Source organism: Povalibacter uvarum, from assembly GCF_014202975.1.
Taxonomy (GTDB): Bacteria; Pseudomonadota; Gammaproteobacteria; order Steroidobacterales; family Steroidobacteraceae; genus Steroidobacter; species Steroidobacter uvarum.
This window is the reverse complement of record NZ_JACHHZ010000006.1, coordinates 170,337-195,251: the sequence shown is the minus strand read 5'-3', so window position 1 is coordinate 195,251 and position 24,915 is coordinate 170,337. Positions and strand designations below refer to the sequence as shown.

Annotated in this window: 18 protein-coding genes; 9 read left to right on the top strand and 9 right to left on the bottom strand. The window is 63.1% G+C overall.

Annotated elements, in window-relative coordinates; genetic code table 11:
• Positions 1-69 precede the first annotated feature (69 nt).
• The 7 genes from HNQ60_RS23195 (at position 70) to HNQ60_RS23165 (ending at position 8,061) form a co-directional block, all read left to right on the top strand.
• On the top strand, positions 70-1,467 hold the full coding sequence (locus tag HNQ60_RS23195; RefSeq protein ID WP_184335164.1) for an aspartate aminotransferase family protein: 1,398 nt from the start codon (positions 70-72) through the stop codon (positions 1,465-1,467).
• A 343-nt stretch (positions 1,468-1,810) separates the two neighbouring features.
• Complete coding sequence (locus HNQ60_RS23190) at positions 1,811-2,950, top strand: polyamine ABC transporter substrate-binding protein (RefSeq protein ID WP_184335163.1); 1,140 nt, start codon at positions 1,811-1,813, stop codon at positions 2,948-2,950.
• Positions 2,951-3,063: 113 nt separating this feature from the next.
• A complete protein-coding gene (locus HNQ60_RS23185; RefSeq protein WP_184335162.1) occupies positions 3,064-4,209 on the top strand; it encodes an ABC transporter ATP-binding protein in 1,146 nt (381 codons plus the stop codon).
• Positions 4,206-5,213 carry an ABC transporter permease subunit gene (locus HNQ60_RS23180; protein WP_184335161.1) on the top strand — a complete coding sequence of 336 codons (1,008 nt, stop codon included), beginning with the start codon at positions 4,206-4,208 and terminating at the stop codon, positions 5,211-5,213. The genes HNQ60_RS23185 and HNQ60_RS23180 overlap by 4 nt, the downstream gene beginning before the upstream one ends.
• A complete protein-coding gene (locus HNQ60_RS23175) occupies positions 5,210-6,052 on the top strand; it encodes an ABC transporter permease subunit (protein WP_184335160.1) in 843 nt (280 codons plus the stop codon). The genes HNQ60_RS23180 and HNQ60_RS23175 overlap by 4 nt, the downstream gene beginning before the upstream one ends.
• 66 nt (positions 6,053-6,118) lie before the next feature.
• Positions 6,119-7,279, top strand: coding sequence for a methionine aminotransferase (locus HNQ60_RS23170; RefSeq protein ID WP_184335159.1), 1,161 nt, complete (start codon positions 6,119-6,121; stop codon positions 7,277-7,279).
• A complete protein-coding gene (locus tag HNQ60_RS23165; protein WP_184335158.1) occupies positions 7,276-8,061 on the top strand; it encodes an amidohydrolase in 786 nt (261 codons plus the stop codon). The genes HNQ60_RS23170 and HNQ60_RS23165 overlap by 4 nt, the downstream gene beginning before the upstream one ends.
• A 170-nt stretch (positions 8,062-8,231) precedes the next feature.
• On the opposite strand, the gene HNQ60_RS23160 is transcribed toward HNQ60_RS23165, so the two are convergent.
• The 9 genes from HNQ60_RS23160 to HNQ60_RS23120 all read right to left on the bottom strand — a co-directional run bounded on the left by HNQ60_RS23160 (position 8,232) and on the right by HNQ60_RS23120 (position 20,903).
• Positions 8,232-9,422 carry a carbohydrate porin gene (locus tag HNQ60_RS23160; protein ID WP_184335157.1) on the bottom strand — a complete coding sequence of 397 codons (1,191 nt, stop codon included), beginning with the start codon at positions 9,420-9,422 and terminating at the stop codon, positions 8,232-8,234.
• A 114-nt stretch (positions 9,423-9,536) separates the two neighbouring features.
• Positions 9,537-10,907: a spinster family MFS transporter gene (locus tag HNQ60_RS23155; RefSeq protein ID WP_184335156.1), complete on the bottom strand. Its 1,371-nt coding sequence runs from the start codon at positions 10,905-10,907 to the stop codon at positions 9,537-9,539.
• Positions 10,908-11,183: 276 nt separating this feature from the next.
• Positions 11,184-11,573: a hypothetical protein gene (locus HNQ60_RS23150; RefSeq protein WP_184335155.1), complete on the bottom strand. Its 390-nt coding sequence runs from the start codon at positions 11,571-11,573 to the stop codon at positions 11,184-11,186.
• 114 nt (positions 11,574-11,687) lie between these two features.
• Entirely contained in the window at positions 11,688-13,106 is a 1,419-nt protein-coding gene (locus HNQ60_RS23145; protein ID WP_184335154.1) for an ATP-binding protein, read from the bottom strand.
• Entirely contained in the window at positions 13,103-13,822 is a 720-nt protein-coding gene (locus tag HNQ60_RS23140; protein ID WP_184335153.1) for a response regulator, read from the bottom strand. The genes HNQ60_RS23145 and HNQ60_RS23140 overlap by 4 nt, the downstream gene beginning before the upstream one ends.
• A gap of 321 nt (positions 13,823-14,143) precedes the next feature.
• Positions 14,144-15,943 carry an ATP-binding cassette domain-containing protein gene (locus HNQ60_RS23135; protein WP_184335152.1) on the bottom strand — a complete coding sequence of 600 codons (1,800 nt, stop codon included), beginning with the start codon at positions 15,941-15,943 and terminating at the stop codon, positions 14,144-14,146.
• A 61-nt stretch (positions 15,944-16,004) separates the two neighbouring features.
• Entirely contained in the window at positions 16,005-16,658 is a 654-nt protein-coding gene (locus HNQ60_RS23130; RefSeq protein WP_184335151.1) for a TetR/AcrR family transcriptional regulator, read from the bottom strand.
• On the bottom strand, positions 16,655-19,780 hold the full coding sequence (locus tag HNQ60_RS23125; RefSeq protein ID WP_184335150.1) for an efflux RND transporter permease subunit: 3,126 nt from the start codon (positions 19,778-19,780) through the stop codon (positions 16,655-16,657). The genes HNQ60_RS23130 and HNQ60_RS23125 overlap by 4 nt, the downstream gene beginning before the upstream one ends.
• Before the next feature lies 1 nt (position 19,781).
• Complete coding sequence (locus HNQ60_RS23120) at positions 19,782-20,903, bottom strand: efflux RND transporter periplasmic adaptor subunit (protein WP_184335149.1); 1,122 nt, start codon at positions 20,901-20,903, stop codon at positions 19,782-19,784.
• Positions 20,904-21,290: 387 nt separating this feature from the next.
• Here HNQ60_RS23120 and HNQ60_RS23115 point away from each other — a divergent pair, with 387 nt between their 5' ends.
• Both HNQ60_RS23115 and HNQ60_RS23110 read left to right on the top strand, forming a co-directional pair.
• Positions 21,291-22,403: a helix-turn-helix transcriptional regulator gene (locus tag HNQ60_RS23115; RefSeq protein ID WP_184335148.1), complete on the top strand. Its 1,113-nt coding sequence runs from the start codon at positions 21,291-21,293 to the stop codon at positions 22,401-22,403.
• Positions 22,404-22,705: 302 nt separating this feature from the next.
• Positions 22,706-24,820 carry a carboxypeptidase-like regulatory domain-containing protein gene (locus HNQ60_RS23110; RefSeq protein ID WP_184335147.1) on the top strand — a complete coding sequence of 705 codons (2,115 nt, stop codon included), beginning with the start codon at positions 22,706-22,708 and terminating at the stop codon, positions 24,818-24,820.
• Positions 24,821-24,915 lie beyond the last annotated feature (95 nt).

Here is a 24,915-nt window from a genome sequence, read left to right as displayed (position 1 = left end):
ATCGATGACCTGATCACCGGCCCACATTCGGAGTCTTCATGAACTACTCACGCCGCTTCCGCTGAAATCATGACTGCGTCATCCAGCTCGTTCATTCCGTCCCGTTCCACGGCTGACTGGCAGGCACTGGATGCCGCGCACTACCTGCATCCCTTCACCGATCACGCCGCACTGGCTCGCAAGGGCACCCGCGTCATCACGCGCGCGGAGGGCGTGTATCTCTACGATTCCGATGGCCGACAGATCCTCGACGGGATGTCGGGACTCTGGTGTGTGAATCTCGGCTACGGACGCCGCGAGCTTGCCGAAGTGGCATACCGGCAGATGCTCGAGCTTCCTTACTACAACAGCTTTTTCCAGGCCGCTCATCCGCCGGCGATCGAACTGGCTCGCCTGCTCGTCGAAGTCACGCCGCCGCAATACACACACGTGTTCTTCACAGGCTCGGGATCGGAGGCGAATGACACGGTGGTCCGTGCAGTCCGCCGCTATTGGGATGTGCTGGGACAGCCGCAGCGCACCGTGATCATCAGCCGCAAGAATGCGTATCACGGCAGCACCATGGCTGGGGCGAGTCTCGGCGGCATGGCACCGATGCACGCCCAGGGCGGCCTGCCGATTCCGGGTATCGTGCATATTCGCCAGCCGTACTGGTACGGGGAAGGCGGGGACCTGTCGCCGGAGGAATTCGGCAAGGTCGCGGCACGCGCGCTGGAAGAAAAGATTCTCGAGATCGGACCGGACAAGGTCGCGGCCTTCATCGGCGAACCGATCCAGGGTGCGGGGGGCGTCATCATTCCGCCATCGACCTACTGGCCGGAGATCCAGAAGATCGCGCAGCGCTACGGCATCCTGCTGGTGGCCGACGAGGTGATCTGCGGCTTCGGCCGGACCGGCGAATGGTTCGGCTCGCAGTACTTCGGCATCGAAGCGGACCTGATGCCGATCGCCAAGGGAATGTCATCGGGCTACCTGCCCATCGGCGGCGTGATGGTCGCCGACCGGGTCGCCCGGGTCCTGATCGAGAAGGGCGGCGATTTCAATCACGGCTTCACTTACTCCGGCCATCCCGCGGCCTGCGCGGTGGCCTGCGCCACCATCAACATTCTGCGTAACGAGGGCATCGTCGATCGGGTCCGGAGCGACATCGGTCCCTATCTGCAGCAGCGCTGGCGCGAGCTCGCCGATCACCCGCTGGTGGGCGAGGCCCGCGGAGTGGGCCTGATCGGAGCCCTCGAGCTGGTCAAGGACAAGGCAACCCGTCAGGGCTTCGCCGACCCCGGTGAGATCGGCACACTGTGTCGTGACATCTGTATTTCAAATGGCCTGGTGATGCGGGCCGTGCGAGACACAATGATCATCGCGCCACCGCTGGTGATGACACGGGCGAACGTGGATGAGTTGATGGACAAAGCGCGCAGATCATTGGATGAGACGCTGCAGAAGGCGAGCCAACTGGCCGGCTAGAATACGACTCGGATTGCCAGGCCGGTGCGTTCGCTCGCATCGCTGCACCGTCAGTGCTCATTTTTTCGTCGGGTAGCCGTGTCTTGCTGTGGGTCCGGCTTTAGCCGGACGTCATCGCGCTAGCGACTAGAGGCCTTCGGCCCCGACGTCCCACTGAAGTGGGACCCACAGGCCGGACTCGGACGAGAACCCGTTGTGGCTGTGGCCGTGTTTTCGTTGTCGGTCTGGCTGCGTTCGATCTTCTCTGCCTGTTGGCCTGCTGGCCTCCTGTGCGCTACGCTGCCCGCAGTTGCCCGGTGCCGGTAGGGACCGGCTCGTACCAACCATGGGGAGAGCTCATCCGATGAACAACAAATTGCGCGTTGCCCTGACTGCAACCGCCGTCGCTGTCGTACTGGCAGCTTGCGGCAAGAAGGAAGAGGCACAGCAGGGACCGCAGGCCGCTGCAGCGGGCGAAGAAGAGAAAGTACTTCACGTCTTCAACTGGTCGGACTACATCGCCGAAGACACCATCAAGAACTTCGAAGAGAAGACAGGCATCAAGGTCACCTACGACGTCTTCGATTCCAACGACGTGCTCGAAACCCGGTTGCTGGCGGGCAATTCCGGATTCGACGTGGTCGTCCCGTCCGCATCGTTCCTCGAGCGCCAGATCAAGGCCGGCGTCTTCCAGAAGCTCGACAAGGGTCAGCTGCCGAACCTGAGCAACATGGACCCGGACATCATGCAGCGCGTCGCCCTGCACGATCCTGCCAACGAACACTCGGTCACGTATCTCTGGGGCACGACGGGCATCGGCTACAACGAGGCGAAGATCAAGGCGATCCTCGGCGACACGCCGGTGGACAGCTGGAATCTGATCTTCGATCCGAAGCAGATCGCGAAATTCAAGGATTGCGGCGTGTCCGTGCTGGATGCTCCCGATGAGCTGCTGAAGATCACGCTCGCCTGGATGGGCCGCGATCCGAACAGCCAGAAGGAAGAAGATCTCAAGGCGGCCGAAGAGAAGCTGATGGCGATCCGTCCGTTCATCCGCAAGATCCACTCCTCGCAGTACATCGAAGATCTCGCGAACGGCGATCTTTGCGTCGCCGTGGGCTGGAGCGGTGACATCCTGCAGTCGCGCGATCGCGCGGCGGAAGCAGGGCAGGGCACGGTCATCAAGTACGCCATCCCGAAGGAAGGCACGATCGTGTGGTTCGACATGCTGGCCATTCCGACGGATGCCAAGCATCCCAAGAATGCCCACGCCTTCATCAACTACCTGATGGATCCGCAGGTCGCCGCGAACAACTCGAACTTCGTGAACTACGCGAACGGCAATGCCGCGTCGCTGCCGATGGTGAACGACGAAGTGAAGAACGACCCGGGCATTTACCCGACGCCGGAAGTGAAGGCGAAGCTGTTCCCCTCGCTCGCCTACGGCGAGGATTTCACGCGCCTGATGACCCGTATGTGGACGAAGTTCACGACGGGCAGCTGATGAAGAAGGCTACGGGCTGCGGACGACGGGTGACGGCCGGAAGAGCATTCTGGCCGTGACCCTTTTCCCGTAGCCCGATGGCCGTGCGACGCAAACAACAACAGCGGTGAATCATGGCCACCCCTAGCAGCCGCCCCGAACTCAAGATTCAGCCCTGGAACGACCCGCAAGCCGTCCCATACATCAGCATCGAGCGAGTCACGAAGAAGTTCGGGGACTTCGTCGCTGTCAATGACGTTTCGCTGAAGATCTACAAGAAGGAGCTCTTCTGTCTGCTCGGCGGCTCGGGCTGCGGCAAGACGACGCTCCTGCGCATGCTGGCGGGCTTTGAAGAGCCTACCAGCGGCAAGATTCTGATCGACGGTGTCGACATGGCGGGCATTCCGCCGTACGAGCGCCCCGTCAACATGATGTTCCAGTCATACGCGCTGTTCCCGCACATGACGGTCGAGCAGAATGTTGCATTCGGCCTCAAGCAGGACCGCGTTCCGAAGGCGGAAATCGCTACGCGCGTAGCCGACATGCTCGCGCTCGTAAAGCTCGCTCAGTTCGCCAAGCGCAAGCCCCACCAATTGTCAGGCGGCCAGCGCCAGCGTGTTGCGCTTGCGCGCTCGCTCGTGAAACGCCCGAAGCTGCTGCTGCTCGACGAGCCGCTCGGCGCACTCGACAAGAAGCTGCGCGAACACACGCAGTTCGAGCTTGTGAACCTCCAGGAGCAGCTCGGTGTGACATTCGTCGTCGTCACCCACGACCAGGAAGAGGCGATGACGCTCTCGTCCCGGATCGGCGTGATGAATCTCGGCGAGATCGTCCAGGTCGGGACGCCGAAAGACATCTACGAGTATCCGAGCAGCAAGTTCGTCGCCGAGTTCATCGGCAACGTCAACATGTTCCAGGGGCGCATGATCGAAGATCTGCCCGATCGGGTGCGCATCGAATCGCCCGAACTCGGCGGCACGATCTTCGTCGATCACGGTGTGAGCTCGGCGCCGGACGTACTGCTGTGGGCCGCGGTCCGGCCCGAGAAGATCAATATTTCGATCGAGAAGCCCGATCAGGCAGACAACGTCGCGCACGGTGTCGTCAAAGAGATCGCATACATGGGCGACATGTCGATCTATCTCGTGCAGCTCGATTCCGGCAAGGTCGTGCGCGTGACCCAGCCCAATGCGTATCGGCACGCCGACGATCTCATTACCTGGGATCAGTCGGTCTACGTGCACTGGCATCCCTCGAGCCCCGTGGTGCTCGGCGAATGATCGCCAAAGCGGAATCGCCCAGCGGGCAACGACACAGCGCGGGTGCGCAGCTGATCCTGCGCGTTCTGCAGCAATTTCCGCCGTACCGCTGGACGCAGGCACGGCTCCTGCGATGGGGTGTGCGGGGCCGCACTGCCGTCATTGCGATCCCGTACTTCTGGCTGCTGCTGTTCTTCCTCGTTCCTTTCATCATCGTTCTCAAGATCGCGTTCTCGGAAACGCAGATCGCCTCGCCTCCGTATCAGCCGTTGTTCCAATGGGCGGGGGACAAGGTCCTCGAGATCAAGCTCAATCTCGGCAACTTCATGTTCCTGTTCGAGGACAATCTGTACTGGAAGGCCTATCTCAATTCGATGAAGGTCGCCTTCATCTCCACGCTGCTGTGTCTCCTCGTCGGATATCCGCTTGCCTATGCGATCGCCCGCTCCAGGTCGACGTGGCGCAACGTGCTGCTGATGATGGTGATCCTGCCCTTCTGGACGTCGTTCCTGCTGCGCGTTTACGCGTGGATCGGCTTGCTGAAGAACAATGGCTTCATCAACAACTTCCTCATGTGGCTCGGGGTCATCGATCAGCCGATCGTGATGCTGCAGACGGACTTCGCCATCTACGTCGGCATCGTGTATTCGTACCTGCCGTTCATGATCCTGCCGTTGTATTCGAACCTCGAGAAGATGGACCTGACGCTGCTCGAAGCTGCCGCGGATCTGGGCAGCCGGCCCTTCAAGTCGTTCCTCACGATCACGCTGCCGCTGTCGATGCCGGGCATCATCGCCGGATCGATGCTCGTTTTCATTCCGGCTGTGGGTGAGTTCGTGATTCCCGCGCTTCTCGGCGCACCGGATTCGCTGATGATCGGCAAAGTACTGTGGACTGAATTCTTCAGTAACCGTGACTGGCCGGTCGCCAGTGCCGTCGCGATTGCGCTGTTGCTGCTGCTCGTAATCCCGATCGTGCTCCTGCAGCGGGCGCAGAGTGCAGAGGCCAGGGGGGCACACCGATGAGCAATCGCGTGCCGCTGTTTCGCATCTCCGCGCTCGTGTTCGGGTTCGCGTTCCTCTACATCCCGATCCTGTTGCTCGTCATCTACTCGTTCAACAAGTCGCGACTCGTGACGGTGTGGGGCGGCTTCTCGACGGAGTGGTACGGCAAGCTCTTCGCGAACGACCAGATCCTCAGCGCCGCCTGGCTGTCGTTGAAGATTGCCGCCATCAACGCCACCGGCGCGGTGATCCTCGGTACGCTCGCCGGTCTCGCCCTCGCGCGCTTCGGCAAGTTCAGCGGCCGGACGCTGTTCTCGGGCATGACGACGGCACCGCTCGTGATGCCTGAAGTCATCACCGGCCTGTCGCTGCTCGTGCTGTTCGTCGCGATGGAGCAGTTCTTCGGCTGGCCGCAGGGGCGGGGTGTCACGACGATCACGATCGCCCACATGACGCTGACGATGGCTTACGTCACCGTCATCGTGCAGTCGCGCCTGTCGACGCTCGATGATTCTCTCGAAGAAGCTGCGATGGACCTCGGCGCCCGGCCCGCCAAGATTTTCTTCCTCATCACACTGCCCATCATCGCTCCGGCGCTCGTGTCGGGATGGTTGCTCGCATTCACGATTTCTCTCGACGATCTCGTCATCGCCAGTTTCGTTTCGGGCCCCGGCTCCAGCACGCTGCCGATGGTGATCTTCTCCAAAGTCCGCCTCGGCGTCAGTCCCGACATCAATGCGCTCGCCTCGATCATGGTGCTCCTGGTGACCGTCGGCGTAGTCATCGCCGGCTTCCTCATGCACGCCCAGGAAAAGCGGCGGCAGCGGGACATGCAGATGGCGGCGGCGGGGGGAAAGTAGCCGCCGGTAGTGGCTGCACAACTGCGCACGCGCGGTCACTCGCGTGACTTTCGTCACTTTCGTCGCATGGCTCTGAAATCCAAACTTCCCCACGTCGGCACGACCATTTTCACGGTCATGACCAATCGCGCCCGCGAGATGGGCGCGATCAACCTCGCGCAAGGGTTTCCCGACTTCGACTCGCCGGAGCTGCTGAAGGAGTTGCTCGCGCAGAAGACGTCGGCGGGGCACAACCAGTACGCGCCGATGATCGGCGAGTCATCGCTGCGGGAGCAGATCGCCCGCAAGATGCAGGCGAACTACGGGCGTACTGTGAATCCGGAAGCAGAGATCACAATCACGCTCGGTGCTACCGAGGCGATCTTTTCGGCGATCAGCGCGCTCGTGCATCCGGGCGACGATGTGATCCTGTTCGATCCTTCGTACGATTCTTACGGGCCGGCGGTCATCCTCGCTGGCGGGCGACCCGTGCACATTCCGCTGCAAGCGCCGCATTTCAGGATCGACTGGCAACGAGTGCGCGAGGCCGTGACGCCGAAACTGCGCATGGTAATGATCAATACACCCCACAACCCCACCGGGATGATCCTGTCGGGCGATGATCTGAATCAGCTTGCGGAAGTGCTGCGACCGACGGATGCGTTCGTGCTCTCCGACGAAGTGTACGAGCACATGGTGTACGACGGAGCGCGCCATGCCAGTGTGTTCGGGCACGAGGAACTGTACGCGCGCGGAGTCGTCTGCTTCTCGTTCGGCAAGACGATGCATGCGACGGGGTGGCGCGTCGGCTATGCGATCGCGCCGCCGGACATCACTCGCGAGATCCGGCGCGTGCACCAGTTCAATACCTTCAGTATCGCGACGCCGTTGCAGCTCGCGATTGCGGAGTTCCTGAAGCAGCAGCCGAGCCACAGCAACGAGCTGTCTGGGTTCTACCAGCGCAAGCGCGATCTGTTCCTGCGCCAGTTGCAGGGATCACCGTTCCGCTGGATTCCGTCCGAAGGTACGTATTTTCAGCTGCTGGATTTCAGCGGCATCTCGTCGGTGCAGGATGCCGAGTTCGCTGACATCGTATTGCGAAGCGCGGGGGTTGCGTCGATCCCGGTGTCGCCGTTTTACCAATCGCCGCCGCATCTCGATGTCATCCGTTTCTGTTTCGCGAAGAAGGACGAAACATTGATCGAGGCGGCTGCGAAGCTGCGGCAGCTCGAGCGCGTCGCGTCATGACGCCTGCTGCACTCAAAGTCTCCTTGATCCAGACCGATCTTGCGTGGCATGACGCCGCGGCGAATCGTGACCGTTTCGATCATCTCCTGGCGCCGCTTGCGGGTCAGACTGATCTGGTCGTGCTCCCGGAGATGTTCAGCACCGGATTCACGATGGCGGCCGCCCAGGTGGCGGAGCCCGTCGAAGGCCCGACGACGCAGTGGATGCGGACGTTGTCGAAAGGCCTCGATGCCGTGGTCACCGGGAGCATCGTGACGCAGGATGGTGACCACTATTTCAATCGCCTGATCTGGATGCGCCCCGACGGTAGCCATGCGACTTACGATAAGCGGCATCTGTTTCGCATGGCGCTGGAGCACAAGCACTACGCGTCTGGCTCGAAGCAACTGCTGGTCGATCTGAATGGCTGGCGGATCTGTCCGCTCGTCTGCTACGACCTGCGTTTCCCCGTGTGGAGCCGTCACAGCGCGACGCATGCTTATGATGTGCTGCTGTACGTAGCGAACTGGCCGGAGCGCCGCCGCTATGCATGGCAAACGTTGCTGAAGGCGCGAGCGATCGAGAATCTCAGCTACTGCATCGGCGTGAATCGCGTCGGCACCGACGGTCTCGATGTCAGCTACACGGGCGACAGCGCTGCGCTCGATTTCATGGGCCAGCCGTTGATTCCGGACCTGGCAGGCGAGGCAGTGCAGACGGTGACGCTCGACTACACGGCGCTGAAAGCGTTCAGGGCAAAGTTTCCGGCGCACATGGATGCGGATGAGTTTGGGCTGAAATAGATGGCGACTGGGCAGAGCGCTCTTGCTGTGGGTCCGACTTTAGTCGGACGTCATCGCCGAAGGCGACAGAGCCGGCTCCGCCGGCCAACGTCCGGCTAAAGCCGGACCCACAACCAGAGGCAGCTTGTTGAACGGCTATGCCTAGTCCCCATCCGCTATCTGCTTCTTCTTCACCACGCCCAGCTGCTGCCCACCTCGAGCCGCAGTCCGACCGCCCAATCCGACTCCACAAACGGCGTCATGCCGGGGTTGTCGACGTACTGCAGATCCATCTGCAAGGCCAGCCAGTCCGTGATCTCTGAGCGATAGGTGAGTTCGTAGTTGTACTCGCGTCGCGTCGTTTCCGTGCCGGCGAGAGCCTCGGCCTGACGGAACGGATCGCCGAGTTCGGCGACGGCGATGGCGAAGCCGACTTGATCGGCGGCGCGCGAACCGACACCCGTGCGAGCGATGCCCGCGCCGTAGTAACGACGGATTGCATTGATGTGATCGTTCGCGACGCCAGTGCGCGCGAACAGTCGCGTGCCGAGGTCTTCGCCCTCGGAGAACAACAGTGGCGACTCGGCGATCAGGTAGTGACCCGCGTTGTCGTTGCGCTGCGCCGGCTCACCAGCAACATCCGTCGCCGTCAGATCGTCGAACTGCGCGGTGTAGCGCCAGTAGCCGCCACCGAAGCGCGCACCCGATTCGGTGCGATAGTTGAGCTCGCCCACGACGAGGGCGCCTTCGTCTGACGACAGGTGAATGCCGGAGCGGTCAGGACGATCGACGTCGCCGGGCACGCCGTCGAGCACGGCGGCCTGCACGGTCCACGCATCGAACGATTTGAGTGCGCGAACGCCAAGGCTGGTCGTCGGGAAGATCGAGGGGCCGTTCTCACCCGTCTGCGCAAAATCGGCGCCGATGCCGTGCGAGGGATTGATGAACAGGCCCGAGGTTTCGATGCTGTCGAACTCGGAGTTCAGATCGTAGAGACCGAACTTCACCGAGTTGTCGCCTTCGCCGAACTGCCACTGGGTCCAGAGCTCGTACAGGCGCACGGCTCGCGACGATTCGATGTTGCTCGTGCCCTGTGCGACGTTGGTCAGGTCCGAGATGCTGTGACCGTTGTTGTAGAGCAGGTAACCGAAGATCTGCAGGCCCGGCGCGCCGAAGCGAGCGCCGTCGAGGTTCACCGTCAGGTCGAGATTGTCGAGATAGCGGTTGCCTTGCGCGGCTCCGCCGGAAAAATTGCGCCAGGTTTCCGCCGTGTAAATGGCCTCGACCGACAGGGCATCGGAGCCCGTGCAATCGGTGCATTCGGATTCGGCGAGCGCCGGCGTCGCGGCGCAACTGAAGAGCAGGGCGAGCCAGGGGCGCATGGAGGCATCTCGCGGACGTTGCGGATACCTCCTGTATCGGCAGGGCTGGCCGCGCTCCGTGTGAGCGGCGTCACGCGGAGCGCGTCAGGGTTTCCCTGAAAAAGATGCCTGTGACTACTGCCACTGCGCTGCAGCAGCCATCCGTGCGCGGAACGGCTTGCGTTCGAACCACAGCAGGATGGCGGCGAGAGTGCCCGCACCGAACACCACGATGGCCAGCGCCCAGCGAATCTGTGATGGATCTTTGAGGATGTAATCGCTGATCAAGGGCACGAGCGCCGGACCGACGCCGATCCCCAGGAAGGCGTTGACGAAGAGATAGACCGCGGACACCTGCGCACGCATCTGATTCGGCGTCACCTGGTTGACCGCCATCGGGCCCATCGCAACGTAGCCATGGAAGGGGAAGCCCGCGATACACATTGCGACATACGCGAGGGTCACGTTCGGCATGAACGACGGCACGGTGCTGGTGATCACGATGAGGATCGCAACGATGAAGCACACGATGATCGGCGCATCGGTGTGGCCCTTTGCGGTCAGCTTGTCGCAAAGGCGTCCGAAGAAGAGGATGCCCGCGACGTTGACCGACAGAACGGAGATTCCCAGCACCTTGCCGACATCCGAAGGCGGGACGTCATAGGTGCGGTGGATCACTTCGGGCAGCCACGCGCCTACGGCGTAGCCGAGCATCGCAAACAGCGCGAGTGCGATGAAGTGCAGGCTGTAGAAGTGCCCGCTCTTGATCATGAACCGGACGACCTCGCGAAGCGGGATGTCGGCGGGCGCGTCCGCATTCGGCTCGGCTTTGATGAGACCGCGCCGCGCGGGTTCGCGCACTGTAAGGAGAAGGAGCGGCAGCAGCAGGCCCGGTGCACCCGTGACGATGAACACGAATTGCCACGCGCGAATCTCGCCGATCAACGGCAGCGTGAACGTCTTGCCTTCCCCGGTGACGGCGCCGACGACCAGTCCACCGACCAGCAGGGCAATGCCGCTGCCGATGGCGATTCCGAGATTGTAGATGCTGAAGGCGCGACCGAGCTTCTCGCGCGGGAAGGCGTCAGTGATCATCGAATACGCCGGCGGCGACAATGCGGCTTCACCTACGCCGACGCCCACACGCGCCAGGAACAGTTGCCCGAACGTCTTGGCCATTCCGCACAAGCTCGCCATCAGCGACCACACGATGACGCCGACTGCGATGATCGCCTTGCGATTCTTGCGATCCGCGAGCCAGCCGATGGGAATGCCGAGGAGGCAGTAGAACAGCGCGAAAGAGAATCCCGACAGCAGTCCGATCTGCGTGTCGGAGATTCCCAGGTCTCGTTTGATGGGGCCGATCAGCAGCGAAATGATCTGCCGGTCGATGAACGAGAACACGTAGAAGATCATCAGGACGAACACCAGGTACCAGGACTGGCCCGAGGTGGGATACGGAATCGCGCTTGAGGCAGGCGCTGCTGCCTGATTCTGATCGGTCACTCGAAAGCCCCCTGTACGTGTGCAGCGACTCCAGGTCGTTGCGACAGGGTCGTTTCGACAGGATGTCGCGATTGTTGTCGAGCGTCGGGCGCGGATCGATCAAGCGTCGACTTTGCCCCTCTTGCTGGGGCCTGCGCCGTCGAGGCCGATCATAGTTACTCGGCGCGGAGCCGGGAAGCAAAGAATTGGAAAACGAGGTATGCGTTTTTCGGCCTGCTGGTCGGGTTGAATCCGGGCTGCGGGTATCTCCCGCAGCCCGTGGACGCCGGGCGATGTCTACTGGTTGCCGCCCGTTGAGTTGTCCGGCCGAGGACCGCGCGGCCGAGCTTCAGTCAGCGCCTGGAACTTCGTCAGCTGCTGATCGCTCAGGATGCCGCGGAGCTTTTCGAGCGTTTCCTTCTGCGCCTCCTCGCGCTTCGCTTGCCATTCTTCGCGCGAAGGGCGGGTCTGCGAGTCGCGGGCCTGCTGCTTCGCCGCGGCCCGCTGTGCGAACTGCTCGTCCAGGACCTGCTTCACGGCGACCTTCTGGCCCTCATCGAGATCGAGCAGGACAGCCAGGCGTTCGATGTCAGGGCCGCGGTGACCGGGAGGCGGGCCGGGCGGTTCGGCAACGGCGCTGCCGACAGCGAGCAGCGCGATGGCTGCAAGGGTGATGCGGGTTTTCATTACGAATCTCCTGTTGAGGTGATGCGTAATGAATGTATCGATCGATGCGAGGCGCACGGGTAAGCAATAGTTACTTTTTGTAAGACCCGCTGACGGCGGGCCAAAGACAACCGGTCAACTGACCTGGGTCTTGCGTCCGCGCGGCAGCTTCACCACCGCTTCGAGTCCGCCTTCAGCTCGATTGGTGAGTGAGATCGAACCACCGTGCGCCTGCACGATGTCGCGGGCGATGCTGAGGCCGAGGCCGGTTCCGCCGGTGTCGCGATTGCGAGAAGCCTCGACGCGATAGAACGGTTCGAAGACGCGCTCGAGCTCTTCCGCGGGGATGCCCGGGCCATCGTCGCGAATCGAAACGACGAGCTCGTCGCCGTCGGCGATGGTCACGACGACCTGTGTCCCGTATTTCACTGCGTTGTGCAGCAGGTTCGAGAAACACCGCTTCAGGCTCTGGGCTTTAGCAAGCAGCGGCGCATCCGAGTGACCTTCGATGGCGAATGCTGCTCCCAGCTCCGCGAACTCTTTCTGGATCTCGCCGAGCAGATCGTCGACGACGATCGCCCGCTGCGGTTCCTCGTCGTTCAGTCCTTTGAACAGATTCAATGCACCCGTCACCATCCGGCTCATCTCGTCGATGTCGGCAACGAACCGGGCTTGCGCGTCCGTGTCGTCCATCGCTTCGGCGCGCAGGCGCAGGCGTGTCAGAGGTGTGCGCAAATCGTGCGACATCGCGGCGAGTACGCGAGTGCGGCTGTCGAGATAGCGATGCAGGCGTTCCTGCATCGTGTTGAATGCGTGCGTGGCATCGCGCAGTTCGCGTGCCCCTTTCTCCGGCAACGGCGGATGACTTTCTCCGCGACCGATTGCATCGGCGGCCCGCGCCAGGTCCGACAGGGGTCGCGTGATCGTGCGCGTCATCGCATAGAGCGCCAGTGCGAGCAGGCCCGTGAGCAATGCGAGATTGATGAATATCTGGCGCGGGAGCGGAGGGCCCGGTTGCGGTGCGAGCGTGCGAAACACGACGCTGTCGCCATCGGGCAGCGTCACGGATACGTCATACCAGCTGTCCGGCGACCTGGGGCTCGGCGGTCCACCTTCGGGAGGTGGGCGGCCCTCCGGCATCTGGAAGTTACCGGACACGGGAATGACATCGCGCCAGCGACCGCGGGCGTTCGAGATCTGGACCTGGTACTGAGGCCCGAGCTGCGTGCGAATCTTCTCCGCGAAGGCTTGTTGAATTCGCTGTGCTTCTTTGCGCGGATGCGGAGGTCCCGGTGGACGCTTGTTCTCCACGAGCCGCCGCTGGGTGCGATAAGCCTCTACCTGCGTCTGCCGCGCTTCGGCATCCAGCTTCATGAGTTCGGTGCTGGCTTCGGCGATATTGTCAGCGGCGCTCCACGCGCCGCTTCTCCACAGCGCGAGATCCCGACGCTCATGGATGATCAGCACGACGATGACGATCAGCGCGACGCCGACTGCCGCCAGCAGGCCCGCGAGCAATCGACTGAACAGCGATTGCGGCAGCCCGATGCTCATTCCTGTTCGACCTCGACGCCGATGAGATAACCCTCACCGTAGATGGTCTTGATGATCTGCGGCGATCGGCCGCCGTCGCCGAGCACTTGCCTCAGGCGGCTCACGCGCACGTCGATGCTGCGATCGAAGGGATCGATGTCGCGACCGCTCGCGAGCTCGGCCAGTTGGACGCGGCTCAGGACGCGATGCGGATGCGCCAGCAGAATCGTAAGCAGCCGGAATTCAGCACCCGTCAGCGATACGACATTGCCGCTCTCGTTCGTGAGCGTCCGGGACGTGATGTCGAGCCGCCAGCCGGCAAACCGGTAGGCGCGCACTTCGTTGGGCAGCGGATCGCGCGGCGCATGAGCAGCACGACGCAGGACCGCGCGAATGCGCACAAGCAACTCTCGCGGATTGAACGGCTTTGCAAGGTAGTCGTCCGCGCCCACCTCCATGCCGACGATGCGATCGATGTCTTCACCGAGTGCGGTGAGCATGATGATCGGAACCTGCGAGCGAGTGCGGATCTCGCGGCACAGCGTGAGCCCGTCGTCTCCCGGCAGCATGAGATCGAGGACGATCAGGTCGATGTGAGTGTGCTCGATCGAACGGCGCAGCCCTTTCCCGTCCGCCACCGCCGTCGTGCGAAACCCGTTCTTTTCCAGGTAGTCGCACAACAGGCTGCGAATCTCGCGATCGTCGTCGACGACCAGGATGTGCTGCCGCTCCGTCATGCCAGCGTTATAGCAGACGACCGGGGTGTGGGATTTTCAGGGAGTTACGCAATTTGTAACCAAGTGTTAGGGAGAAGCGGTTGGCGGTTAGCCGTTAGCGGTTGGTCAGAGGCGCTCCGCGCTTGATGCGCGAAGGCCGGTCCGGAGGAGTGCGCAGGCAGCCTTCTGCCTGTGGGTCCGGCTTTAGCCGGACGTCATCGCCGAAGGCGACAGAGCCGGCTCCGCCGGCTAACGTCCGGCTGAAGCCGGACCCACAACAAGAGCCGATCCGTCGGCCTGATCTCATCCGGGTGCTGCCCAGTCACCATCCGCTATCCGCTTCTATCCCTTGCGTGCCTCCAAAGCCTCCCATCGGTCGAACTTCTGCTGGAGGAGCCCATCGATGTCCTCCGAACGCTTGCGGTCGGCTTTGATCTGGTCCGGGCCCTGGCGGTGATAGTCCGCGCTGCTCATGCGGGCCGTGAGGTCCTGCTGTTCCTGCTCGAGCTGCTCGATTTCCTTGGGCAGCTGTTCCAGTTCGCGGGCTTCCTTGTAGCTGAGTTTTGCAGGGGCCGCGGAGGCAGCGGCGGGTGCGGGTTTGATCTCGGCTTTCGCCTTTGGGGCAGGGGCAACGACGGGTGCTCGTCGCTGGGCGAGCCAGTCCGTGTAGCCGCCGACGTACTCCTGCCACTTGCCGTCGCCTTCGGCGACCAGCGTCTGGGTGACGACATTGTCGAGGAAGGCACGATCGTGGCTGACGAGCAGCAGCGTGCCTGGGTACGTCTGCAGCGTGCTTTCGAGCAGTTCGAGTGAGTCGATGTCGAGATCGTTGGTCGGCTCGTCCATCACGAGAATGTTGGCGGGGCGAGCGAACTGCCGCGCGAGCAGCAGCCGGTTGCGTTCGCCGCCGGAGAGTGCCTTTACCGGTGAGTTCGCGCGCTGCGATGGAAAGAGGAAGTCGGCGAGATAGGTGATCACGTGCTTGCGCTCGGTGCCGATCTCGATCCAGTCGGAGCCGGGGCTGATCGTCTCGACGACGGACTTCTCCGGATCGAGCTGTTCGCGCATCTGATCGAAGTACGCGACCTGCAGGTTGGTGCCGAGCCGGATCGACCCCGCGTCGGGCTGCAGGCTGCCGAGGATCAGCTTGATCAGCGTGGACTTGCCGGCGCCATTCGGGCCGATGAGCCCGAGCCGGTCGCCGCGCATGATTCGCATCGACAGATTGCGTACGAGGACCCTGTCGCCGAAGCGCTTGTTCACGCCTTCGAGCTCCGCGACGAGCTTGCCGGAGCGCTCGCCTGAATCGAGCGTCAGCTTCACGTCGCCGAGTCGTTCGCGACGAGCAGCACGCTCTTCGCGCAGCCCTTCGAGTCGACGCACGCGACCTTCATTGCGGGTGCGGCGCGCCTCGATGCCTTTGCGGATCCAGACTTCTTCCTGCGCCCAGAACTTGTCGAACTTGCGATTGACGACTTCTTCGGCGGCAAGCTGCTCGCTCTTCCGCGTCTCGTATGCGGCGAAGTTGCCGGGATACGAGCGAAGCAGGCCACGGTCCAGTTCCACGATGCGCGTCACGACGCGATCGAGGAATGCGCGGTCGTGCGTGATGATCACGGCTGTCGGCCCCTTGATCAGCAGATCCTCGAGCGCGGTGATGCCGTCGATGTCGAGATGGTTGGTCGGTTCGTCGAGCAGGAGCAGGTCGGGCTGCAATGCGAGTGCGAGGGCGAGTGCCGCACGCTTGCGTTCGCCGCCTGATGTGGTCCGCGGTGCGCGATCGGGGATGACTGCGAAACGATGCAGAAACTCATCGAGCCGCGCCTCGATTCGCCAGCGCTCGCGTTCGTCATGCACGGCGTCGAATGCGCCGCGCATGACCAGGCTTTCGCGAAGCGAGCCGGCCTCGGGCAGCTCGGGTTCCTGTTCGACCATGACGACGCGCAGGCCGTCCTGGGTCGCGAGCTCGCCGTCATCGAGCGGCGCCTGCCGGGCGATGATCTTGAGAAGCGAGGACTTGCCGGTGCCATTGCGTCCGATCAGGCCGATGCGCTCCCCATCCTGGATGGCGAGGTTGGCGCGATCGAGGAGGGGATGCAGGCCGTAGGCGAGCTCGGCGTTGCGGAGCGTGAGTAGAGGCATTCAGTGACGATTGGGTCGGAGCGGCGGAGGGCGGCTATTCTGGCCCGTCACCGCTCACCCGTCACTCGTCATGTTTTCCGGTCGGATGGATCTTCAGAAACGCCTGCACCGCCTGCTCCACATGCCTGTCGCGCATCCCCGCATCGACCCTGCTGCCAAGGGCCGCCATGAACACGAGCTGACCCTGGACGAGGGCAATGAACTGCGATGCCGCGAGCGGGCAATCGTCGATCTTCATTGAATGATGCTCCGCCAACTCGGCGATGTAGCGGGCCGTGCCTTCGAGCAGCCCGGGCATGCCCGCTTCCAGCATTGCCTTGCGCAGGCCGGGAAAGTGCGGGGCTTCATGCACGCAGATGCGATACACCGACAGGCCGTCTTCGGAAAGCATCCGGCGCAGCATGTGGGTCGCGAGTGCCCGCAGGTCCGCTTCGGGTTCGCCGCCGCTCGTGGGTGGACGAGGGCGCGCGTCCGGGAAAAATCTTCTGGCGCGCTGGCAGAGGACTGACTCGAACAACGCCTCCTTCGTGCCGAACTCCGCGTACAGCGTTGCCAGCGATCCGCCGGCTTCGCGCACGATCGCGTTGACGCTCGTCTTCGCAAAACCCTGCTTCAGGAACATGCGCTCGGCAGCCGCAATGAACTGTTCCCGACGCGCGGCGAGCTGCCGGGCGCGCGTGTTGGCGACGGTGATGCTCCGCACCGATGCGATCACGGCTGTTCCTCGATGGCCTTCGTCGGTGCGGCCGCCGGCGATTCCTTGCGACGGCGTGCGACGAGAACGAAGAACAGGGGCACGAAGACGGTGGCGATGAACGTCGCGAGGATCATGCCGCCGAATACACCCGTGCCCATCGATTGACGCGCAGCCGCGCCGGCGCCAGTGGCGACTACGAGCGGAACGACACCCAGCACGAATGCCAGCGACGTCATCACGATGGGGCGGAAACGCAGTCGGGCCGCTTCCCTGGCGGCTTCGATGGCTGACATTCCCTGCAGGTAGCCCTGCTGGGCGAACTCGACGATCAGGATGGCGTTCTTCGCCGCGAGGCCGATCAGCACCACGAGCCCGATCTGGAAGTAGATGTCGTTCTCGAGACCTCGCAGGGCGACGAAGCCGAGCGCACCGAGAACGGCGAACGGTACCGCGAGCAGCACCGACGTCGGCAACAACCATCGGCCGTACAGCGCCGCAAGGATCAGGAACACCATGACGAGCGCGAATCCGAACGCGAAGATCGAAGCGCTGCCGGCGCGCTTTTCCTGATACGCCTGCCCGGTCCAAGCGATCTGATAGCCCTCCGGCAGTCGGGCGGCGACTTCCTCGACAGCGGCGATGGCCTGGCCCGAGCTCACGCCCGGCTTGCCTGCACCGTTCATGCGCGCTGCGACGTAACCGTTGAAACGTTCGAGCAGTTCGGGGCCGACGATCTCGCCGACGCGGATCAGCGCCTTCAGCGGCAGCATCTCGCCGCTCGTCCGCGAACGGACGTACACGTTGCCGAGATCTTCGGGATCGTTGCGGAACGGGGCTTCAGCCTGCATCTGCACACGGAAGGTGCGGCCGTAGACGTTGAAGTCGTTCACATACAGCGCGCTCATCGTGCTCTGCAGTGCCTCGAAGACTTCCTCCACCGGGACGCCGAGTGCGAGCGCCTTCTCGCGATCTACTTCGACGCGTAACTGCGGTACGCCTGCGCGGAAGAATGCGTTCACGTTCGTGAGTGACGGATGCTGCCCCAGCTCTTCCTGGAAAGAGCGCATGACGTCAGCCAGTCGGGTCGGGTCGGAATCGGTGCGCGACTGCAGATACATCTCGAAGCCGCCTGCTGTGCCGAGGCCGCGAATGGCCGGCGGATTGAATGCCTGCGCATTGCCGTCGCGGATCTGTCGCGCTTTCGCGTTGACGTTGCGCGCGACTTCCGCAGCAGGCACGTCGCGATCGTCCCAGGGCTTGAGGATGATGAAGAGCGTACCCGCGCTGCTGCGCGTACCGCCGCCGACGATGTCATTGCCGTTGATGACGTTGACGTGCTCGACCTCATCGATCCCCGCGAGCATCTGCTGGAACTGTGACGTCACTTTACCCGTGCGTGTGAGCGTCGCGCCGTCAGGCAGCTGGACATTGCCGATCAGGTAACCCTGATCTTCGGGCGGTACGAAGCTGGTGGGAATGCGCCACAGCAGGAAGCCCGCGATCGCGATGACGCCAGCGAAGATGGCGAGCGAGCGGCCGCGATAGGAGAGGGCCTGGTCCACGCTCTGCAGGAATCGACGCGTCGTCGCGGCGAACGCGTTGTTGAACCAGCGGAACCGCGGCGAGTCGTGATGCGCTTCGCGCAGCAGGATGGCGCACAGGGTCGGTGTCAGCGTCAGTGCCGTGAAGCCGGAGATGACGACGGCGATGGCAACCGTCACCGCGAACTGTCGATAGAGCTGGCCGGCCAGTCCGCCGAGGAACGCGACCGGCACGAATACGGCGCACAGCACGAGCACGATCGCGATGACTGCGCCGGACACCTCGCGCATGGCTTCGATGGAAGCCTCGAGCGGCGATTTCTTCTCTTCGCGCATCAGGCGCTCGACGTTTTCCAGCACGACGATGGCGTCGTCGACGACGATGCCGATCGACAAGACCATCGCGAACAGCGTCAGCGTGTTGATGGAGAACCCCGCCAGCCAGAGTCCGGCGAACGTGCCGATGAGCGAGACGGGCACCGCGACGATGGGGATCAGGGTCGCGCGCCACGATTGCAGGAAGAGGAAGACGACCAGCAGCACCAGGACGCCGGCCTCGATGATGGTCTTCGTGACTTCGCTGATGGATTCGGAGACGTAGCGTGTCGGATCGAACGGCGTGAGGTAGTCGACGCCCGGGGGGAACGACTTCTTGAGCTCCTCCATCTTTGCGCGCAGGGATTCGGCCACTTCGAGCGCGTTGCCGCCGGACTGCATGAACGTCGCCATGCCGATCGACGGCTTGCCGCTCAGCATGTTGTACGTGTCATAGCTCTGGGCGCCCAGCTCGATTCTCGCAACGTCCTTCAGGCGCAGCACGCCGCCGCCGGGCTGTGCGCGAATGACGATCTCGCCGAATTCTTCCGGCGCCACGAGGCGTCCGCGCGCGGTTACCGTGTAAACGATGCTCTGCCCGTCGACGGCGGGTTCGGCTCCGATCTTGCCGGCGGCGTACTGGGTGTTCTGGTTGCGCAGCGCGTTCGCGATGTCGCTGACCGTCAGGCCGAGCTGCGCGAGACGATCCGGCCGCAGCCAGATGCGCATCGAGTAGTCGCGCGCGCCGAAGATCGAAACGTCGGCGATGCCCGGGACGCGCTTGAGCTCATCGAGCAGCGAGATCGTCGCGTAATTCGAGAGGAAGAGGGTGTCGCGACTGTTGTCCGGGGAAACGAGCGTAACGAGCAGCAGGATGTCCTGCGATCGTTTCTGAACCGTCACACCGTTGCGGCGGACTTCGTCGGGAAGTCGCGGCAATGCGAGCTGCACGCGGTTGTTGACGTTGAAGACGGCGGTATCGATGTTCGTGCCGACGTCGAATGTCGCGGTGATCGACATGTCGCCCGTCGACGAAGACGTCGAATTGAAATAGAGGAGGTTCTCGACACCCGACAGGCGTTCTTCGATGGGCGCCGCGACGGTTTGCGCGATCGTCTCGGCGCTGGCGCCGGGATAGCTCGTGTTGATGACGACCGTTGGCGGCGCGATGTCCGGGTACTGCGCGACCGGCAGAATGAACGCGGCGACCAGGCCCGCGATGACGATGATGATCGCGGTGACGCCGGTCAGCACCGGCCGGTGAATGAAGTACGTCGAGACCATATCAACCGCCCGCGGAGGTCGCGGCGGCGGGGGTGCCGGCCTGCACGGCCACGCCCGGGCGCAGCTTCATCAGGTTGTCGACGATGATGGCGTCGCCAACGGCGAGTCCCTTGCGAATGATCCAGTCGCTGCCGGTCCATGCGCCGACCTCCACTGCACGCTGCGTCGCCTTGCCATCGGGTCCGACGACCCAGACGAAACGGCCGAGGCTTCCCTGCAGTACCGCGGTCTGCGGCACGGCGACGATCTGCTGGCTGCCTGCTTCGAGTCGAACCGTTGCGAACTGTCCCGGCAGAACCTGCAATTGCGGGTTCGGAAATTCGGCGCGCGCCTGGACGGTGCCGAGCTGCAGATCGACGGTCGATCCGGCGAAATTCAGGCGGCCCGGCGCTTCGTAAACACGACCGTCCGCGAACACCAGTTGCACGCGGATCTTGTCGTCGGGCGTGCGGCGCACACTTTCGTGCTCCAGTTCGGAGAGTGCAAAGCGCACCCACACCGGATTGGTCTGCGACATCGTGGTCAGCAGGCTGCTGTCCGTGTTGGCGGTGACGAGACTGCCTTCGGAATGCAGTGCACGACCCGTGACGCCTGAGATCGGGGCGGAGACGGATGTGTAGGACAGATTCAGTTCGGCTTCGCGAACACGGGCTCGCGCGGCATCACGAGCGGCCGTGGCCGATTTGTAGGAAGTCTGGGCTTCTTCGGCGACTCGCTGACTGACCGCGGAGTTCTTGTAGAGACCAGCTACGCGATCTGACTCGCGGCGCGCCTGCTCTTCGTTCGCGGTCGCTTGGTCAGCGTCCGCGCGTGCCTGCGCCAGCGCGATCTCGAAGGGTGCGCGTTCGATCTGGAACAGCGGAGCGCCGGCCCGCAGGAATGCGCCTTCGTTATAGAGGCGCTTTTCAACGATGCCCGAGACCCGGGCGCGGATCTCCACTTCCTTTGCGCCCTCGGTGCGGCCGACGACCTCAATGGAAAGGGGGACCGTACGTTCTTCGATCGTCTTCACGGTGACCGGGATCGGGTCACCGCCCTGGTTATCCGGGGCTTTGTTGCATGCGCAAAGAAGGCCGACGCAGGAAAACGCGGCAAATACGCGCAGAGCGGAGAGGTATCGCACGGACAACTCGACAGGAAAAGGCGACGGACAATTAGTGTAGCAGCCGCTACACGAGTTTTCAGTTGCGGCAAGTGCTGGAAATCCGGCCGCTGACGACATTGGTAACGAAGGATCCACACTTCTTTGCGGGCATCCCCCGTTCAGCACAATGCAGCACGCGGCCTCATCCATTCACTCAAACGTCGCTAGGCAAGGTTCGGCGACAAGTTCGTTCCGGCGCACAAGGGCCGCGCTTGTGATGGTCGCACTCTTGCGTCTCGCCGCAGCCATAGCAAACTCGCGGCGCGACAACGGAATGATCGCGCAGCCCGGCTCGAGACCGGACAAGCGGCAGCGCTGCTGGGATGGGCGCTTCCGACGATGTGACCGAGAAGATTCCATCAGACGATGATCCGTGACGACGATCGATTTCTTGCCCTCATCGATTCCTTTCAGCGTGCCGCCCTCGACGGGAACTGGTATCCCGCGCTGGAGGCGCTTGCCCGTGCGACGGGCTCGCGTTCGGGACAGCTGATCGCTCTCGGTGCCGATGCCACGGTACCGCTGAATCTGCTGACGGATGTGCCGGAGGAGATGGTGCGGCAGTTCGTCGAGTGCAACGGTGGCGATCCCGCGGTCAATCCGCGTGTGCGCGCCGGGATGGATGCGCCGGTGCTCCGCGCGCTGGCCGAAGAGGATTTCATCACTCGCGACGAATACGACCGCAATCCGCACTATCAGGAGTTCGCGGTTCCCGCGGACGTGCCTTACATCTGTCTCGCGACCCTGGATCGAACGGCCGACCTGCTCGTTGGCCTGGCCGTGCTGCGGTCGAAAGAGCAGGGACACATCACCCGCGAACAGCGCGATTTGTTCCAGGCTCTCGCGCCGCACGTGCGATCCGCGGTACGCCTGCACATGCAGATGGCTGGCAACGGTGAGGCCGTGCTGGCCGATGCGATGGATGCGCTGGCGATCCCTGCGTTCGTTTGCGACAGCGCCGGTGTCGTTAAAAAACTGACAGCGGCCGCGGAGAAGCTCGTCGACGGAGAATCCGGGCTGGAATTGCGTCAGGGCCGGCTGACTGCGAAGGTGTCGGAAGATACACAGGCTCTCGAATCCGCCATCCGAGCGGTCTCTCATTCGGCGCTGGACATTCGAACGCCTGCGACACGCACAGTCGTGGTGCGCGGTGCAGCTGATGATCCCGCTCTCGTGCTCGATGTGGCTGCGCTGCCTTCGAGTGGACTGCATCCTCTTCTGGGAACGCGTGTACTTGTCGCAGCCCGAGGCCCGCGTGGCGAGGGCGAGCAGAAGTCGGCACTGCTTCAGAATGTGTATGGACTCACCGCTGCCGAAGCCGATGTTGCCTCGTATCTGATTGCAGGCAGGAACGCAGCAGCGATTGCCGCTGCTCGCGGTGTGGCTGTCGGCACCGTGCGCCTGCAGATCAAGGCGCTCCTCTCCAAGGTCGGTGTCAACCGACAGGCCGAGCTCGTCGCAAAGCTCGGTCAGCTCTAAAGCGCGCTCAAGAACTCGTTGTGAACTGCTTCTCGCGCACGCGTGTCGCGTGCGTGATTGGGTTCACATGCGCTTCGATCGCGATCTGTGTGCGTGTTCACGCTTCACTTCCCGCTTGATTCAGCGCACCGCGCGCAGCACGCCTTGCAGTGAGCGTGCGATCACAAATTCCGAACGCGGCGCAGCGCATATCCAATTTTGGGAATGCCACTGGAACCCCCGCTCACTAGTTTCCGCGACCGAACGCGGTGACACCCGCGACGACCTACAACGAAACGAATCAATCTGCAGGAGACATGGAGATGACACTGCCCGGATCGAAGAGCCGCAGCCGCAAGCTGGCTGCGCTGTGTTCACTGATTCTCGCGACGCAGCTCGCCGCATGCGGCGGCAGCGACGACAACAACGACACCACTCCGCCTCCCTCGAGCGGCGGCGGCAACGTCACTCCGCCCCCGCCACCTCCGCCCCCGCCGCCCCCGCCGCCTCCGCCTCCGCCCGAGACCGTTTCGCTCACGCTGAGCGGCAAGGTCACTGACGAGCCGATCGCGAACGCCGAAGTGACGGCGACGGTCGGATCGGAAACGTTCACCGCCACGGCCGATGCCGATGGCGTCTACAGCCTCGAGATCGAAATCGAAGAAGCCAACGTAGGCCAGTTCGTGACGCTCAGCGCGCGCGGCGTGGGCGAGCAGTCGTTCGTCGAGTTCAGATCGCTGGCCGGTTCGTTCGAATCGCTGTTGACGGCTGCGGGCAACGACGATGTGCTCGACAGCGCCGAGAACTTCTCGACGCAGATCACCAACGTGAGCACGGCACAGGCTGTGTTCCTGCAGCAGGCCAACGGTGGCGAGCCGATCACGACGAACGCAGCGCTTCAGAGCGCGGCGTCGCTGGTCAACGCGCAGGACGTTCTCGATCTCGCTGCGGCGATCAAGCTCGCGGTGGATGACGCCGAGAACAATCCGCTCCCCAACGGAACGACGTCGATCCTCGCGCTCGTGAGCGATTCGACGGCTCGCCAGAGCTTCGTCAACGAGGTGTATCAGAACGATCCGGCTGCGTTCGCGGCGGCCCAGGTGGCGATTGCGCGCGATCCGGAGCTCGGTCAGGACGCCACTGCGCTGCAGCGCTATCTCGACAACGAGGGCTTCACGACGGCGATGCTGTCCACGGATGCGCTGTTCACGTTCAACTACACCGGTCGCGTCTCTCACTTCGACCTGTGGGCGGACGGCAAGGGCTCCGAGAGCTCGGAAACGTACGATCAGTCGTTCACTTGGGAACTGGATGGTTCGACGATCAAGGTGACCTACGACGAGCCGGTGCAGACGGTCAGCTACGACACCGTCAGCTGCAACGGACACGTTGCCCAGATCCAGGCCGTCTATGTCAGCAATGGCGTGGAGCTGACGCTGCTCAACGAGCGCAGCGTTGCGATCACGACGACCAGCGAGATCACTTATCCGACCTGCGAATCGCTCAACACGGAGCAGACGGCGACGGTTGCACGTACCGTACTGGCCATGGACAACTTCGACGTGATCGGCGTCGAAGAGCTGAAGGACAACGCCCAGACGATTTATGTGTGGGACAGCCGTCAGCACAGGGTCGTTGCCGACGTGGCTGAAATCCATGCCGACGGCACGGGCCGCGCGCTCATCACGGGTCAGGACTTCACCTGGGAGCTGAATGCCGATGGCGGTGATGACGAGATCGGCAAGATCGTCGCTCTGCAGTTCGAGGGCTGGAGCGCCGAGTACCTGTCATTCCGCGACATCGATGCACTCGCCAGCGATCTGTTCTGGGAAGTGCGCGTGGGCGAAGACGGTGAGGGCGGCGTGTACATGGGCGCCGGCGCTTCTGTGTTTGCCGATCCTGAGTACGCAGTCGAGTTCACGGCAGAGGACGTCGTCGGCCGCTTCTATCAGTTCGGCAAGGGCGATGAGACCACCGGCGATGCGCGTCTCGGCGGCTTCCGCCTGCGGTTCGACGCCGACTTCACGGGCGCCCAGGAAGTCGACTTCATCGGCGACAACGATGCGGTCGTCGTCGACGCAGCCGCAACGTTCCGCTGGAGCATCACGGAAGGCCCGGTCGGTGTGGAAGTCGTCGTGAGCCGCACGTTCAACTGGGAGACCGAGCAGTACAACTGCGAAGTCGGCAGCGCGAGCTGCATCGTGTTCGACGAACGCCGCATCATCCCGATCGTTGCGGATGACGCCCGCGTGTACTGGATGGAAGTGCGCCGGTTCACATCCCAGGGGGCGGTGAACGAGAACACCCCGCAGACGCAGCTGGTTCGCTTCTATGACTATGAGCCGTTCGCCGCGCCCGCCGGGCTGGCGTCGAAGCTCACGGTGAGCAAGCCGGCGACCAAGCAGCGTGCATCGTTGCGCGGTGCCGCGCAGCGCTGATCAGATCGGCAAAAGCCGAGTCGGAAGAGGGGCGCATTCGCGCCCCTTTTTTTTGAGTCCATGCCTTCGGCCTTGAGCGTCGCCGCCAGGAAGTT

Coding starts and splice junctions, on each gene's coding strand:
- HNQ60_RS23115 (WP_184335148.1), top strand. CDS start 21,291: ATGATCCGTGACGACGATCGATTTCTTGCCCTCATCGATTCCTTTCAG.
- HNQ60_RS23185 (WP_184335162.1), top strand. CDS start 3,064: ATGGCCACCCCTAGCAGCCGCCCCGAACTCAAGATTCAGCCCTGGAAC.
- HNQ60_RS23165 (WP_184335158.1), top strand. CDS start 7,276: ATGACGCCTGCTGCACTCAAAGTCTCCTTGATCCAGACCGATCTTGCG.
- HNQ60_RS23110 (WP_184335147.1), top strand. CDS start 22,706: ATGACACTGCCCGGATCGAAGAGCCGCAGCCGCAAGCTGGCTGCGCTG.
- HNQ60_RS23195 (WP_184335164.1), top strand. CDS start 70: ATGACTGCGTCATCCAGCTCGTTCATTCCGTCCCGTTCCACGGCTGAC.
- HNQ60_RS23150 (WP_184335155.1), bottom strand. CDS start 11,573: ATGAAAACCCGCATCACCCTTGCAGCCATCGCGCTGCTCGCTGTCGGC.
- HNQ60_RS23170 (WP_184335159.1), top strand. CDS start 6,119: ATGGCTCTGAAATCCAAACTTCCCCACGTCGGCACGACCATTTTCACG.
- HNQ60_RS23190 (WP_184335163.1), top strand. CDS start 1,811: ATGAACAACAAATTGCGCGTTGCCCTGACTGCAACCGCCGTCGCTGTC.
- HNQ60_RS23175 (WP_184335160.1), top strand. CDS start 5,210: ATGAGCAATCGCGTGCCGCTGTTTCGCATCTCCGCGCTCGTGTTCGGG.
- HNQ60_RS23160 (WP_184335157.1), bottom strand. CDS start 9,422: ATGCGCCCCTGGCTCGCCCTGCTCTTCAGTTGCGCCGCGACGCCGGCG.
- HNQ60_RS23145 (WP_184335154.1), bottom strand. CDS start 13,106: ATGAGCATCGGGCTGCCGCAATCGCTGTTCAGTCGATTGCTCGCGGGC.
- HNQ60_RS23180 (WP_184335161.1), top strand. CDS start 4,206: ATGATCGCCAAAGCGGAATCGCCCAGCGGGCAACGACACAGCGCGGGT.
- HNQ60_RS23125 (WP_184335150.1), bottom strand. CDS start 19,780: ATGGTCTCGACGTACTTCATTCACCGGCCGGTGCTGACCGGCGTCACC.
- HNQ60_RS23135 (WP_184335152.1), bottom strand. CDS start 15,943: ATGCCTCTACTCACGCTCCGCAACGCCGAGCTCGCCTACGGCCTGCAT.
- HNQ60_RS23140 (WP_184335153.1), bottom strand. CDS start 13,822: ATGACGGAGCGGCAGCACATCCTGGTCGTCGACGACGATCGCGAGATT.